Annotated in this window: 13 protein-coding genes; 5 read left to right on the plus strand and 8 right to left on the minus strand. The window is 69.8% G+C overall.

The window, feature by feature from the left end; translation table 11 throughout:
• Positions 1 to 38: 38 nt before the first annotated feature.
• Complete coding sequence (locus BM004_RS24115; protein ID WP_177206599.1) at positions 39 to 410, minus strand: DUF2946 family protein; 372 nt, start codon at positions 408 to 410, stop codon at positions 39 to 41.
• 94 nt (positions 411 to 504) lie between these two features.
• Entirely contained in the window at positions 505 to 1,452 is a 948-nt protein-coding gene (locus tag BM004_RS24120) for a LysR family transcriptional regulator (protein ID WP_093217754.1), read from the minus strand.
• A 118-nt stretch (positions 1,453 to 1,570) separates the two neighbouring features.
• Here BM004_RS24120 and BM004_RS24125 point away from each other — a divergent pair, with 118 nt between their 5' ends.
• Entirely contained in the window at positions 1,571 to 2,161 is a 591-nt protein-coding gene (locus tag BM004_RS24125) for an NADPH-dependent F420 reductase (protein ID WP_093217538.1), read from the plus strand.
• A 60-nt stretch (positions 2,162 to 2,221) separates the two neighbouring features.
• Here BM004_RS24125 and BM004_RS24130 read toward each other — a convergent pair whose 3' ends face one another.
• The 4 genes from BM004_RS24130 to BM004_RS24145 form a co-directional block, all read right to left on the minus strand.
• Positions 2,222 to 2,845 (minus strand): PAQR family membrane homeostasis protein TrhA, encoded by a 624-nt coding sequence (locus BM004_RS24130; RefSeq protein ID WP_093217541.1) that lies wholly within the window; start codon positions 2,843 to 2,845, stop codon positions 2,222 to 2,224.
• A 45-nt stretch (positions 2,846 to 2,890) separates the two neighbouring features.
• Positions 2,891 to 4,342, minus strand: a complete 1,452-nt coding sequence (locus BM004_RS24135; protein ID WP_093217543.1) for a glycerophosphodiester phosphodiesterase family protein — start codon at positions 4,340 to 4,342, stop codon at positions 2,891 to 2,893.
• Positions 4,343 to 4,528: 186 nt separating this feature from the next.
• Positions 4,529 to 5,299 (minus strand): class I SAM-dependent methyltransferase, encoded by a 771-nt coding sequence (locus BM004_RS24140; RefSeq protein ID WP_093217546.1) that lies wholly within the window; start codon positions 5,297 to 5,299, stop codon positions 4,529 to 4,531.
• A gap of 4 nt (positions 5,300 to 5,303) precedes the next feature.
• On the minus strand, positions 5,304 to 5,825 hold the full coding sequence (locus tag BM004_RS24145; protein WP_093130892.1) for an O-acetyl-ADP-ribose deacetylase: 522 nt from the start codon (positions 5,823 to 5,825) through the stop codon (positions 5,304 to 5,306).
• 76 nt (positions 5,826 to 5,901) lie between these two features.
• On the opposite strand from BM004_RS24145, the gene BM004_RS24150 reads away from it, so the two are divergent.
• Entirely contained in the window at positions 5,902 to 6,180 is a 279-nt protein-coding gene (locus BM004_RS24150) for a hypothetical protein (RefSeq protein ID WP_093217548.1), read from the plus strand.
• 151 nt (positions 6,181 to 6,331) lie between these two features.
• Positions 6,332 to 7,336 carry a sialic acid TRAP transporter substrate-binding protein SiaP gene (locus tag BM004_RS24155; protein ID WP_093217549.1) on the plus strand — a complete coding sequence of 335 codons (1,005 nt, stop codon included), beginning with the start codon at positions 6,332 to 6,334 and terminating at the stop codon, positions 7,334 to 7,336.
• A 193-nt stretch (positions 7,337 to 7,529) separates the two neighbouring features.
• Here BM004_RS24155 and BM004_RS24160 read toward each other — a convergent pair whose 3' ends face one another.
• Both BM004_RS24160 and BM004_RS24165 read right to left on the minus strand, forming a co-directional pair.
• The gene (locus BM004_RS24160) at positions 7,530 to 8,978 is read right to left on the minus strand and encodes a GTPase/DUF3482 domain-containing protein (RefSeq protein WP_093217551.1); all 1,449 of its coding nucleotides are present in this window, start codon (positions 8,976 to 8,978) and stop codon (positions 7,530 to 7,532) included.
• Positions 8,975 to 10,387: a DUF2868 domain-containing protein gene (locus tag BM004_RS24165; protein ID WP_093217552.1), complete on the minus strand. Its 1,413-nt coding sequence runs from the start codon at positions 10,385 to 10,387 to the stop codon at positions 8,975 to 8,977. Before BM004_RS24165 ends, BM004_RS24160 begins: the two co-directional genes overlap by 4 nt.
• Before the next feature lie 451 nt (positions 10,388 to 10,838).
• Between BM004_RS24165 and tssE the strand changes: the two genes are divergently transcribed.
• Both tssE and tssF read left to right on the plus strand, forming a co-directional pair.
• Positions 10,839 to 11,471 (plus strand): type VI secretion system baseplate subunit TssE, encoded by a 633-nt coding sequence (gene tssE, locus BM004_RS24175; RefSeq protein WP_093217555.1) that lies wholly within the window; start codon positions 10,839 to 10,841, stop codon positions 11,469 to 11,471.
• 47 nt (positions 11,472 to 11,518) lie between these two features.
• Complete coding sequence (gene tssF, locus BM004_RS24180; RefSeq protein WP_093217557.1) at positions 11,519 to 13,399, plus strand: type VI secretion system baseplate subunit TssF; 1,881 nt, start codon at positions 11,519 to 11,521, stop codon at positions 13,397 to 13,399.

The following is a 13,399-nucleotide window of genomic DNA, read 5'->3' on the forward strand; positions in this document are numbered from 1 at the left end:
ACGGGCGGCACGTCACGCGCGGCAGGTTCGAGAAAGCGTCAGGAGAGAGAAGGGGGCCCGCGCGCGGGCAGGGGCGCCGCGGTGGCGGCGGCGATGTGCGCCGAAGGAACCGGCCGCGTCGCATGGGCGAGCGGCTGAAGCACGGGCAACGCGAGCGTCGGCGTGGCGGGCGGCGCGCCGACCATCACGCACAGCGGGCAGTCCATGTGGGCAAGGCCCATTTCCTGCGCGCCGTCGTCGGTGTGCACGATGGCCTTCACCAGGCCGTTGGTCGAGCACACGAGTTCGATGGACTGCGGGTTCACGACCGGCGACGCAATGGCCACGCCGAGCGACAGCGCGAACCAGAGCAGCACCCCTCGGACCAGGCTCGCACCCGGACGCCGCAAGCCCGCGCGCGTGGCGGGCATGAGGTGCTGGATGGCGCGGGTGGAAGACATCGGCGCGGATTATCGGCGACGTGTGGCGTGGCCGCGCAACTGCTGTCCCCCTGTTCCGAAAGGATCAGGCCTGCACCGCGCCCGCCGCACCTGCCATGCCCGCTACGCCCGCCATGCCCGATGCGCCCGCCTTCATGCGCGCGATGAGCCACCGCCCCGCGGGTCCGGGCGGCGCCGATGCGGGGTGCACCGCGGCCATGGTCAACGGCGTGCCTTCGCGGGGCATGTCCTCGATGTCGAGCCGCACCAGCTTGCCCGAGGCAATGTCCTGCTCGACCATGTGCAGCGGCATGCTGCCCCAGCCGACGCCGTCTCTCAGGAACGCATGCTTGGTCGAAAGGTCGGCCAGGCGCCAGGTCGACGGCGACAGCACGCCGAAGTCCTGCCCCGCGAGCAACGGCGAACGGTCGGTCAGCACCAGCTGCACGTGCCTGGCCAAGGCATCGCGGGGGATCCGCCCCGCCCAGGCCGCAAGCGGATGCGCCGGTGCCGCGACCATCACCAGCAGCACCTGGCCCAGCCGCTCGCTCGTGAGCGACGGGAAGGCCATCGGCAGGACGCTGAGAAAGCCCAGGCTGCAGCGGCCGTCCATCACGGGCTGGTACGCGGCGCCCAGGCCTTCGACGAAGAGCCGCAGCGGCGTGAGCGGGAAGCGGGTTGCGAACTCCTTCGCCGCCTCGGTGATCGCGGCGGTGGGGAAGAACACGTCGACCACCACCGAGAGCTCGGCCTCCAGGCCCGCGGACATCAGCCGCGCGCGTGCCTTCAGCGTGTCCACGCCCGACACGATGTTGCGCGAGTCCGCCAGCAGCAGCACGCCTTCGGGCGTGAGCTTGGGGTAGCGCCCGGAGCGGTCGAACAGCACCACGCCGATCTGCGCCTCCAGGCTGCCGACCCAGCCGCTCACGGCCGACTGCACGCGGTTGAGCTTGCGGGCCGCGGCCGAGAAGCTGCCTTCGTCCACGGCGGCGATGAAGGTGCGGAGCTGGTCGAGTGAAACGCCGTCGAGCATGGAATGCGGATTCATCCCAAAAGGAGATGGGTCGAATCTCAATATACCGTCTTTTCAGATCGGACCGAAGCGCCCACCATTGGCCTATCGATCAACGAACACCTCACGGAAAGCTCCCATGACCTACGCCATCATCGGCACCGGCAACGTCGGTTCCGCCCTTGCCCGCCACTTCGCCCGCGTCGGCATCGACGTGGCCATTGCCAACACCCGCGGCCCCGGCTCGCTCGCCGCGCTGGCGGAAGAACTCGGCGGCCATGTCACCGCGGTCGCGCTGCCCGAGGCCCTTGCCGCCGACGTCGTGATCCTGGCCGTGCCGTTTCGCGCGCACGTCGATGTGGCACGTGCGGCCACCCAGGGCTGGACCGGAAAGATCGTCGTGGACGCGATGAACACCTATGGCATTGCGCCGGAAGAACTGAAGGGCCAGGCCTCCAGCGACGTGGTGGCGGGCGCGTTCCCGGGCGCGAAGGTGGTCAAGACCTTCAACCAGCTGCCCGCGAAGCTGCTGGCGGCCGACCCTGCCGACAACGGCGGGCGTCGCGTGATGTTCGTGGCGGGCAACGACGAGGCGGCCAGCGCATCGGTCGCGCAGCTGGTGGACGCGCTGGGCTTTGCGCCCATCGCGCTTGGCAGGATCGACGAAGGCGGCGCATTGCTGGCACTCGGTGGACCGCTGGTGCTGAAGAACCTCGTCAAGCTCGGCTGAACCGACGCGGCGGCGGCGCTGCGCGCCCTTCTGAATCTGCAGCTGCAGCTACGGCTACAGCTACAGCACGAACCAGCCGACCGCCACGTAGTGGCTCGCGGTGCCCGCCAGCACGAACAGGTGCCAGGCCCCGTGCGCGTGCCGGAAGCCTTGCCGGTTGCGATAGAACACCGTGCCCGCCGTGTACAGCACGCCGCCGGCCAGCAGCCACATCAGTCCGGCGGTGTCGAGCCGCGCGGCCAGCGGCACGGCCGCGAGCACGCCGAGCCAGCCCATGCCGATGTACAGCCACAGCGGGGGAGGCTTGGGCGCGCCGCCCTTGGCCGGCGCCAGCTCGCGCCAGATGCCGAAGAGCGCCGCGCTCCAGATGATCGCCAGCAGCAGGCCGCCCCACACGCCCTGCAGCGTGACCAGCGCAAAGGGCGTGTAGGTGCCCGCGATCAGCAGGTAGATGGCGCAATGGTCCGCCCGCTCCCACATGCGCTTGAGCCGACCGCGCGTGCTGTGGAAGAGGGTGGAGGCCGCGTACAGCGCCACCGCCGAGAGCGAGAACACCAGCGCCCCCGCGATGCGCGCGGGGTCGCCGGTGGGCACGGTCTTCGCGAGCAGCAACGCTGCCGCGGGCAGCGCGAGCAGCAGGCCGAGCAGGTGGCTGTAGCCGTTGAGTCTTTCGCCAGGGTACATGGGGTGCGCGGCCTGCTGTCTTCGGTCTGCTTGCGGTGCGGCGCCTCAGCGGCCCGTTTCCGTCAGGTACGCCTTGCGCGCGGCGAAGGCGGTGTTCGCGAAGTCCGAGAACACGCCGTCGATGCCCGCGCGGAAGTACAGCAGGTACTCGGCCACGGGGTCGCCCTTGTACAGGCCGGCCAGGTACTTGGCTTCATTGCGGAAGGTGTAGCTGTGCACGAAGAGGCCGGCCTTGTGGGCGTCGGCGATCAGCGCGGTGGGCTTCACGGTGTTCACGTCGGCCAGGCCCTTGTTGGGCGTCACGAAGGGCGCGATGGTGTGCGCCATGACCTGCGGCTTCCACGGGCCGATGCCGTCGGCATAGGTCTTCACCTCGGCCAGGCCGGCGGGCGTGAGCATCTCGCCGAACCACTTCGGGTTGCCGGCCAGCGTCCAGCTGTAGGGGCGGCCGTCGACGAAGGTGTAGACGTCGTTGGTCACGTAGATCATCTCGCCCGTCTGGTAGTTGACGTCGTTGCCGTCCACCAGTTGCACCGCGCGCGCCTTCAGGCCCGCCGAGCGCAGGTACTTCAGGCTCTCGGGCTCGAAGCTCTGCACGAAGATCGGCGCGTCCTTGCGGTTGAGGTCGTTGAAATTCATGATCTTCAACAGCGCGTCTTCCAGCGGGTGGCTGCCCACCGGGCCGCAGCCGTTGGCAATGGCCTGCGCGTTGTTCCAGATCGGGTTCTTCGTTTCCGGATACACGGTGAGCGCGCGGCCGGTGGAGGCGCTCTTGGCCTTGGCGATGTCGATGACTTCCTGGAAGCTCAGGATCGGCAGCTTGCCGTTGAGGTCGGTGGGGCGCAGGTCCTTGGCGTCGTAGGTGGTGCCGCGGATCCATTGGCGCAGCTCGTCCATGGTGAAGTCGGTGATGGACCAGTCGTCGGTGTGGTCCTCGCCGTCGACGATGAGCGACTTGAGCACCGACTTCGAATCGCTCGGGTCGGTCAGGTCGCTCAGGTACTGGGCCGGGCCGTTGGCTGCGATGGGCGGGTACGTGACGTTGACCAGCACGCCCTTCACCGTGCGCTTGCGCCCGGCGACGGTGGCGTTGGTCTTGGCCACGTCGGCCACGTTGGTGTTGTCGCTCAGCCAGGGGTTGTGGCGCGCCACCAGCACGCAGTCCTTCGTGAGGTGCAGGTCGGTCTCCAGCGAATCGGCACCGGCGTCGGCCGCGGCTTCGTAGGCGGTCCTTGTTTCTTCCGGATACAGGCCCGGCAGGCCGCGGTGGCCGATGACCAGGGGCACGGAACCGTCGAGCGTGCCCAGCGGCGCGGGTGCGGGCGGGGCCGGGGCTGGCGCCGGGGCCGGCGGGAGCACCGGAAACGCGATGCCGCCGCCACCGTTGCCGCCGCCACAGGCGGCGATCACGAGGCAGCCGCCGACAGCGGCAATGGCCGCCACGACGGCGCGAACCGGACGGGGGGCGGGTGCAGGAACGCTCTTCGTTGTTGTCATGTGCGGTCTTGGGATGGTTGTGGAAGGAGATCGAAAGCCGCCGGATGCTAGGTTTGGCCCATGACGGGACAGTGACCGGCAAACTTTTCCAACACTGCGAATCACCCGCGACCACAACCGTCCGCAACAGACCACTACCAAGAGCTCTCGAGCAGCTTTACCGAACCGCGCCGTGCTGGCGCCCGCTCAGGGCCGCGTCCCCACCAGCACCGGCTGGAAGAACGCATCGTCGATGCGCCGCACCTGCGCCAGCCCCGCCTCGCGCATGAGTTCGCACAGCCGCGTCGTCGACACCGCGTAGTAGCGCGAGCGCATCACGCGCGTGCGCACCTCGCGGGTCGCGAGGTCTTCGGTGACGAAGAAGAAGCCCAGGTCGTAATGCGCGCCCCGGCCGCCGTCGTCGAAGTCCCACACCTGGAACAGCACGTGCCGCTGCCCGTTCTCGACGCGCGCGCCGTAGTGCTTCACGAGGTTGCTGCCGCGCGCCTCGCTGTCGTAGTCGCGCACGCTGACCACGCAGCCGCCCCCGGGGCGCAGGCAGGCGGTCATCTGGCGCAGGGCGGTGAGCAGGTCGTCGTCGGTCTGCAGGTGCGGCATCGAGTTGTCGCACGACATCACGATGTCGAAGCCGCCGCCGTGGTGCGTGTGCGCCTCGCGCATGTCGCACACAGAGAAGGCGATGCCGAGGCGGCGCGCCTGGGCCTCGCTGCGCGCGCGGTCGATCTCGCGCGCGGACAGGTCCGACGCCGTCACCCCGTGGCCGAGCGCGGCGAGCCCGAGCGCCTGCGTGCCGATGCCGCACGACACGTCGAGCACCTTGCGGGGCTTGCCCTGGCCAGGCCATTCGGCCTCGATGAGCTGCGAGAGCCGCTCGCCCTGTGCGCGGATGCTCTCGTTCCAGTCCGGATAGATCAGGTGGTAGAGCGGTGCGAGGGTGTCGTAGAAGTTGTCGGTCATGCGCTCATTCTGCGGAGCCGGCGCGCAGCGCGGCCTCGTACACCGCGAGGTCGCTCGCCGAGAAGCAGCAGAACACCACCTCCTCGACCGACGTTTCGCCCTGCAGCGCCTCGCGCACGGTGGTCACCGCCACGCCGGCCGCCAGCTCGACCGGATAGCCGTAGATGCCCGTGCCGATGCTCGGGAACGCGATGCTGCGCACGCCTTGCGCGGCGGCGATTGCCATCGACCGCCGGTAGCACGCGGCGAGCAGCTCGGGCTCGCCCGATGTGCCGCCGCGCCACACCGGGCCGACGGTGTGCACGATGAAGCGCGCGGGCAGCCGATAGCCCTTCGTGAGCTTGGCTTCACCCGTCTTGCAGCCGCCCAGCAGCCGGCATTCGTGCACCAGGTCCGGGCCGGCTGCGCGGTGGATGGCGCCGTCGACCCCGCCGCCGCCGAGCAGCGAGGAGTTGGCGGCGTTGACGATGGCGTCGACCTGCAGCGTGGTGATGTCGGCGCGCAAGGCGCGAAGGGTGTGAGTCATGGCGTGGCTTGTCTGGTCTGTCGACAGGGCAATCATGCCGCGTCGGCCCGACAATCCACCGATCCGTCCGCCCACCATGTCCAGATATCCAGCAGCCACTTTCACCGGTCTCGGCCTGGCGTTGTCCCTGGCCGCCTCGGCCTTCTTCTTCTGGGCCTGGTACGACCGCTACCTGAGCCGCGACTTCAACGAGCTCGGCCGCTTCTACGACGCCGAATGCCAGTGCGTCTACACCACGGCCGGCATGGTGTGGGTGCTGCCCGCGGGCGCGTTCCTGCTGCTGGCCGTCGGGCTGCTGGCACTGGTGGTGCGCCGCACACGCGCCCGCAAGCCCTCGGCGCCACACGCTTCCTGACCGCGCAAACCCCAGTCGGGCAAACCCCGCTTCCTGCGGTTGTTTCGAGTCCTTACGATCCGCTCGCCGGACGCGATCGACCGGCACCTGTCCGCCGCCATGGCGCCGATCTTGCATGAGCCCGGGTTGTTCTCAACCCGAGGGAGAGTCGATGAAAAGCTTCTTGCCGTGGCGCCGCGCAGGCCTTGTCCTGTTCGCGCTGGGGGGCGCCATGGCGCTGGCCGCGCAAGCGCAAGCGCAGGTGGTGCAGCTCAAGTGGGGCCATGTCTACGAGCCCACGAGCATCTTCCACCAGCAGGCCGAGCTGGCGGCGCGCAAGATCGCCGAGCAGTCCGAAGGCAAGATCAGGATCGAGGTGGTGCCCTCGTCGAAGCTGGGGCAGGAGTCCGACTTTCCGTTGATGCTGGCGAACGACTCGGTGCAGATCGCCTACGTCGGCGAGGCCACATTGGCCGAGGGCTATGCGCCGCTGGGCCTGGCGAGCTACCCCTTCGCCTTCAAGGACCTCGACCACATGCGCCGGTACCTGGCGAGCCCGTTGCTGGCCGAACTGATGAAGGGCTACAACGAGAAGAGCGGCAACCGCATGGTGGCCGCCGTGTACTACGGCGCGCGGCAAGTCACCTCGGCCAGGCCGCTTGCGAAGCCGGAAGACTTTCGCGACCTGCGCCTGTACGTGCCCGACGCCGCGGCCTACCAGCTGTTTGCCACCGCGCTCGACGCCAAGCCGGTGACGCTGCCCTTCATGGCGCTCTTTGGCGCGCTGAAGAAGAACGAAGTCGAGGCGCAGGAAAACCCGCTGGGCATCGTGCGCTCGAAGAAGCTCTATGAAGTGCAGAAGTACGTGCAGCTCACCGCGCACGTCTACGACACGCTGGGCATCGTGATCGGCAAGGCCGCGTGGGCGAAGCTTTCGGCGCCGCAGCAGGCCATGGTCGAGAAAACGCTTGCCGATACCGCGAAATGGACCAACGTCGGCGTGATCGCGGGCGAACTGGAAGACGAGCAGTTCCTGCGCGGCAAGGGCATGACGGTGTCGCCGGTGAACCGGCAGCTGTTCCTGGAACGCATCGCCAAGCGTTCGACGCCCGAGCAACTGGGTGCGCGGCCGGGTGACTTCCGGCGGCTGCAGGCGCTGGCCTCGGGCGCGAACTGACGGCGTTGTCTCGCGTGCGGCTCACGCGCGGCGGCTGAGACCCCGCTTCCTGGCGGAAGCTGTTGGCGTGCACCTCGGCGATGTCGGCGAACTCGGGCAGGGGGTTTGGACGAAACCTTGGAGCGCCCCGCGGCGCCGGGTTCGCAGGCGCCGGCCAACCCCGCCGCAAGCGAAACCTCGGGCTCGACAGTGTTCAGGCCGGTTCGAAGGCGCGCAGCAGTGCGTGCGACAGGTCGGCGGCGAGCGCTTCGCGCTGCGGTGATGCGCGCCAGAAGATGCGGGTGGCCGCGTTGCCGCCGGCTTCCCAGTCCGGGTGGTTGCGCGCCGGTTGCGCGGCGCGCACGGCGGCTGCGGTAGCTTGCACAACGGCGTCGTTCACGGCGCCTTCGGCCGCACCTTCTGTCGCTGCACCGGCGCTGATGCGCTGCGTGGCCGCATGCCCGCGCTGTTCCAGCGCCTGCGTGAGCTTCAGCTGCCACGCCACCAGCGCGAACAGCACGCCGTCTTCCACCGTGAGCTCGTGCATGTCTCGCAGCTTGTTGGCCAGCTTGCGCCCGAGCGGGCCCCAGCCCTGCGACACCGCACCGCCGATGGCGCCGCCCAGCGCCGCACCTGCGCCCAGCGAGAGGCCGGCCACGGCCAGGTCGGCGACCACGCCCACGGCCGCGCCGATGACCGCGCCCTTGCCCAGGCGCAGGCCCGCGTCCTTCATGGCCTCGGGGTTGAAGAAGTCGAGCGTCCAGCGGCCTTCGACCATCGGCAGCGGCGCCTCGTCGGCGTCGCCCTGGCGAAAGCCGTAGAGCGCGAGCAGGTCGTCGGTGCAGTGCTGCGCCTTGTCGAACACCGCCTTTCGCAAGGCGGTGACGAGCGCCTGCCGCCGGGCGGTGTCGGCGAACTCGGTGGCCGACACCGTGCGGCGCACGGCCGCGGCGTCGACCAGCAGGTCGGCAATGCGCGTGCAGGCCGACTGGCGGCGCTGCGCGGCCTCGGTGTCGAGCGCGTCGACCACGCCGCGCAGCAGCTCGCGGCGATCGCGCAGCAGGGTGGCCAGGTCGTTGTACAGGTCGTGTTCGGCGCCGACGAAGGGCGCGGCCGCGTCGAAGCGAACCTGCACGTGCAGGCCGTAGGCCGACAGCAGTTCCTTCCAGGCCGGCTCGCGGCTGGCGGCGTCGCGCACGAAGTTGAGCACCGGCAGCACGGGGCGCGCGCAGGAGTTGAGCAGCTCGATCTCGTCGCGGAACTTGGGCAGCACCGGCTCGCGCACGTCGATGACCAGGAAGGCGGCGTCGATGTCGAGCATGGTGCGCAGCACCTTGGCCTCCTGCTCGAACACACCGTGGGCCTCGGGCCCCTGCAGGAAGCGGCGGATGCGCTCGGGCGGCGTGGCCTGCGCGTCGAAACCGGCGAGGTGCTCGCGCAGCGCGACGGCGTCTTCGAGGCCGGGCGTGTCGAAGAAGCGCACCGCGGCGGCGCCGTTCACCTCGAGGTCGACCGATTCGACATGGCGCGTGGTGCCGGGCCGGTCGGACACCTCGCCGAAATGCGCGCGCCGCGTGAGCGTGCGCAGCAGCGAGGTCTTGCCGGCGTTGGTGTGGCCGACGACGGCGATGCGCAGGGGCTGCGTCTGCTGTTGTGCGGTCATGGCGCGGTGGCGGCTTCGTGCAGCGCGGCGTCGAGGCGGTCGCTGGCCGCGATGCGTTCCAGGCCGGTGTCGCGCAGCCAGTCGAGCCAGCGCCGCACCGCGCTCTCGCCCGGTGCATCGGCCAGCCACAGCCGGCATTCGCCGCAGTGCGCCAGCACCTCGCGCAGGAAGCGTTCGGTGCCGCGGTCGGGGCTCGAGGCGGCGTGGCACACCAGCAGCACGGTGCGCGGATGCACACGCGCCAGCTGGTCGAGCAGCGCGCGGCGCGCCGGTGCGCTGCCGTCGATGCGTTGAATCTCCATGCCGTCGGCTGTCGATGCGGCGGGCAGGGCGGCCGGCGGCCAGGGCGTGTCGGGCGGCAGTTCGAAGCCGATGACGAACAGCACGTCGCGCAGCTGCGCCTCGGACAGGCTGGCCGGCGTGGCGCCGTGCGTGCGGCCGGGGTCGGCATCGACGATGGCGGCCGGCGCCATCGCGGCGAAGCGGTCGAGCAGCTTGCGGTAGTAGGGCTCGCGCCAGTCGGGCTGCAAGGCCTTGCGGCGGCTGCGCCACATGGCTGCGCTCAGCAACACGAGCGCCACGCGCGGCAGCAGGCCGTAGACCATGATGCAGCCGGTGAGCCACAGCGCCCAGGTGCGCTGGCCGCCGGTGCTCGCCGCGCCGGGGGCGGCCATGACGGTGGCCGCGTCGGGCACGGGAAAGCCCAGCTTCGCGGGCGCCCAGCCCAGCACCTGCACGGCCTGCACGAAAAAGGCCGGCTCGAGGATGGTGGTTTCCCAACTCAGCGTGTAGCTGCGGAAGGCGAGCGCGAACAGCATCGCGGCCAGCACCACGGCGAACGACAGCGACCAGATGCCGTGGCTCACGAGCCCGAAGGCCCAGGGCAGCAGCCTGGCGCGCGACATCAGCCCCGTGGCCGCGCGCACCAGCATGGGCGCCTGCCCGCGCTTGCCGCCCGCCACGCGCGCGGTGAGCGACAGCCAGATCCACCCGAGCGAGGCGGTGCCGCCGAAGCCCGGCGGCATCCACAGGCCCGCCAGCCACAGCAGCAGCGTGAGCGCGTGCAGGCCCAGCAGGCTCACCAGCGCGACGATCACGTTGATGTGGCGGTCGCCGCCGCCCACCACGTTGCCCGCGAGCCCGAGGCCGGCGGCCACGATCAGCGCGACCATGCCCAGCAGCACCCACGGCGCCCATTGCCGCGCGCGGGCGAGTTCAGCTTGCAGGCCGATGCGCTCGCCGAGCTGGAGCGCGCGTTCGGTGGCTTGTGCGTGGCCGTCGGCCGGGCGCGAGGCGGCGATGCGCATGGCTTGCGCGTCGTCGAGCGGGCCGTTCTGTTCGGCCCATCGAACCGCCTCGGTGATGACCGCATCCGAAAAAACTGGGTCGCGCAATGCGGTGTTGGTCAACAGGGTCCCTTCGCGAATGACGAGGCCCCGTGCAGTGACGGGGCGCGCAAATTATGCCCGGCGCGCCACGGGCGACCATGAGAAACGGGGCCGCGAACGGCCCCGTTGTCCAGGGTAGAGAGAGCAGCTGCCGCTGGCCTCGTCTCAGCGCAGGCCGAAGAACGAAAGCACGGCGACCACGACCACGACCAGACCGACGATGTAGATGATGGAATTCACGCGAGGACTCCTTTGTGTTGAATATGTATTCAGCTTCGTCGCAAGGCCACGGAAAGACTGTCGGCAAGGGGCGGCGTGTGCTGTAGGACTCGCAAAGCGAGCGGCGCAGGCATCGCCCCGCGCCAAGGGGTTTCCCGTGGGTTGTCCGAGGAATGTGACGATTGTTTGCAATGGGCAACGGGCGCCCACGCAAGACTCGGCGCCTCTTTGTGAAGCCTGTGAAACCGACCTCATGCGACCTGCCGAGCCCCCGATCTCCAGCCTTTCAAGCCCCTCCACGCCGCCCGTCAGGTTCACGGGCTCCGACCCCGTTCATCCCGGCGCCCGCCCGCTTCGCGAGCCCGGCGCGCCCGAAGCCCCCGCGGCGCGTGTCAACGCCCACCTGCTGCCCACGCTGTTCGACCGCCTGCGCGACGAGGCGCCCAGCCGCGGCTCGGAGCTGCCTTCGGACTACACCGTGAGCCCGGCGCAGATGCGCGACATCGTGCAGCGCGACCTGGCCTTTCTGCTCAACACCACCAATGCCGAAGACCTGATCGACCGCAAGCGCCACGCCGAGGCCGCGTCATCGACCGTCAACTTCGGCGTGCCGCCGCTGGCGGGCAGCTACCTGTCGCAGCGCAAGTGGGTGGACATCGAACGCATCATCCGCCGCGCGGTGCACGACTACGAGCCGCGGCTCATTCCCGAGACGGTGTCGGTGGTGCCGCTCATGAAGGAAGACGGCGCGGCCGAGGCCTGCAACGTGCTGCTGTTCGAGATTCGCGCGCTGATCAACCTGCAGCCCTATCCGCTGGCGTTCACCGTGCAGAGCGCCGTCGATCTGGAGACCAACCGCATGAGCGTGCTGCACGTGGCGCGCTGAGGCCCACCTTTCATCGCTCTTTCATCACTTCAGGAACCCCGAGCCTCATGGACCCCCGACTCCTCGACTGCTACAACAAAGAGCTGGTCTACATGCGCGAGGCGGCGAGCGAGTTCGCCAGCGCGCACCCGAAGATCGCGCGGCGCCTGGGCATGCACGGCATCGAGGTGGCCGACCCCTACGTGGAGCGGCTCATCGAGTCGTTCAGCTTCCTGTCGGCGCGCATGCAGATCAAGCTCGATGCGGAGTTCCCGCGCTTCACCCAGCGCCTGCTCGAGGTGCTGTACCCCAACTACCTGAGCCCCACGCCGTCGATGGCGGTGGCGCAGCTGCACCCGAGCGTGAAGGAGGGTGACTTCACGCGCGGCTTCGTGGTGCCGCGCGGCACGGCCTTTCATGCGCGCGTGCCCGCCGGCGAGGAAACGCCGTGCGAGTTCCGCTCCAGCCAGGACGTGACGCTGTGGCCCGTCGAGATCGCCGATGCCAGGCTCACCGGCGCGCCGCCCGACATTCCCGCGCTGGAGCGCTACCTGCCGCCGCACGTGCAGGTGACGGGCGCACTGCGCCTGCGCTTGCGCATCGTGGGCGAGATGAACTTCAGCACGCTGGCCGGCCTCGACCGCCTGCCGATCTACCTGCGCGGCAACGAACAGGTGGCCTCGCACCTGTTCGAACTGCTGCACACCTCGGCGGTGGCCACCTTCGTGGGCGAGCCCGGCAAGCTGACGGAACGGCCCCACGTGGTGACCGAAGGCGCGCTGGTGCACGAGGGCCTGGGCCCGGGTGAAGGGCTGCTGCCGCTCGAATGGAACACCTTCCACGGCCACAACCTGCTGCACGAGTACTTCGCGTGCCCCGAGCGCTTCTATTTCTTCACGCTCACGCAGCTGGCGCCGGGGCTGGCGCGCGTGCACGGCAAGGAGGTCGAGATCGTCGTGCTGCTGGGCAAGCTGCCGGGCGCCTTGGGCGCGCTGGTCGACGCGGGCCAGTTCGCGCTGTTCAGCACGCCGGTGGTCAACCTGTTCGAGCGGCGCACCGACCGCATCGAGCTCGACGAGGCGCAGCCCGAGTTCCACCTGGTGCCCGACCGCTCGCGCCCGCTCGACTTCGAGGTGTACGCGGTGCGGCGCATCGCGGGGCAGCAGGCGCAGACCACGGCCGAACTCGAATTTCGCCCGCTCTACCAGACGCTCAACGAGGACGAGGGCAACTACGGCCGCTACTTCTCGGTGCGCCGCGAGCCGCGGCTGGTGTCGAACACCGCGCGCAAGTACGGCACGCGCACGCCGTACATCGGCACCGAGGTGTTCCTGTCGCTGGTCGACCAGCACGAGGCGCCGTACCCCGAGCGCCTGCGCTACCTCTCGGTGAAGGCGCTGCTCACCAACCGCGACCTGCCGTGCCTCGTGCCGCGCAACGGGCATGCCGACCTGGCCGTGTCCGACTCGGTGCCGGTGTCGGCGGTGGGGCTGATCCGTCCGCCGAGCACGCCCAAGTCGCCGTTCGCGCAGCGCGAGATCGCGTGGCGGCTGATTCGCCAGCTGGGCTTCAATCACCTGCCGCTGGCCGACATGCCGCACCGCGAGGGCGCGCAGGCACTGCGCGACATGCTGCGGCTGTTCGTCACGGCCGACAACGACGTGCTGGGCCGGCAGATCGACAGCCTCGTCGGCTCGCGCATCGAGCCCGTGACGCGGCGCCTGCCGGGCGCGGGGCCGCTGATCTACGGGCGCGGCGTGCAGTGCACGCTCAGCGTCGACGAAGAGGGCTTCTCGGGCACCAGCCCCTACCTGTTGGGACTGGTGCTGGAGCACTACCTGGCGCGGCACGTGAGCATCAACGTGTTCACGCAGACGGTGCTCGAGTCGATGCAGCGCGGCACCGTGGCCAGGTGGCCGGTGCGCATGGGCGGCCGCGGAGTCGTCTGA

The organism is Variovorax sp. OK212, assembly GCF_900112425.1.
Taxonomy (GTDB): Bacteria; Pseudomonadota; Gammaproteobacteria; order Burkholderiales; family Burkholderiaceae_C; genus Variovorax.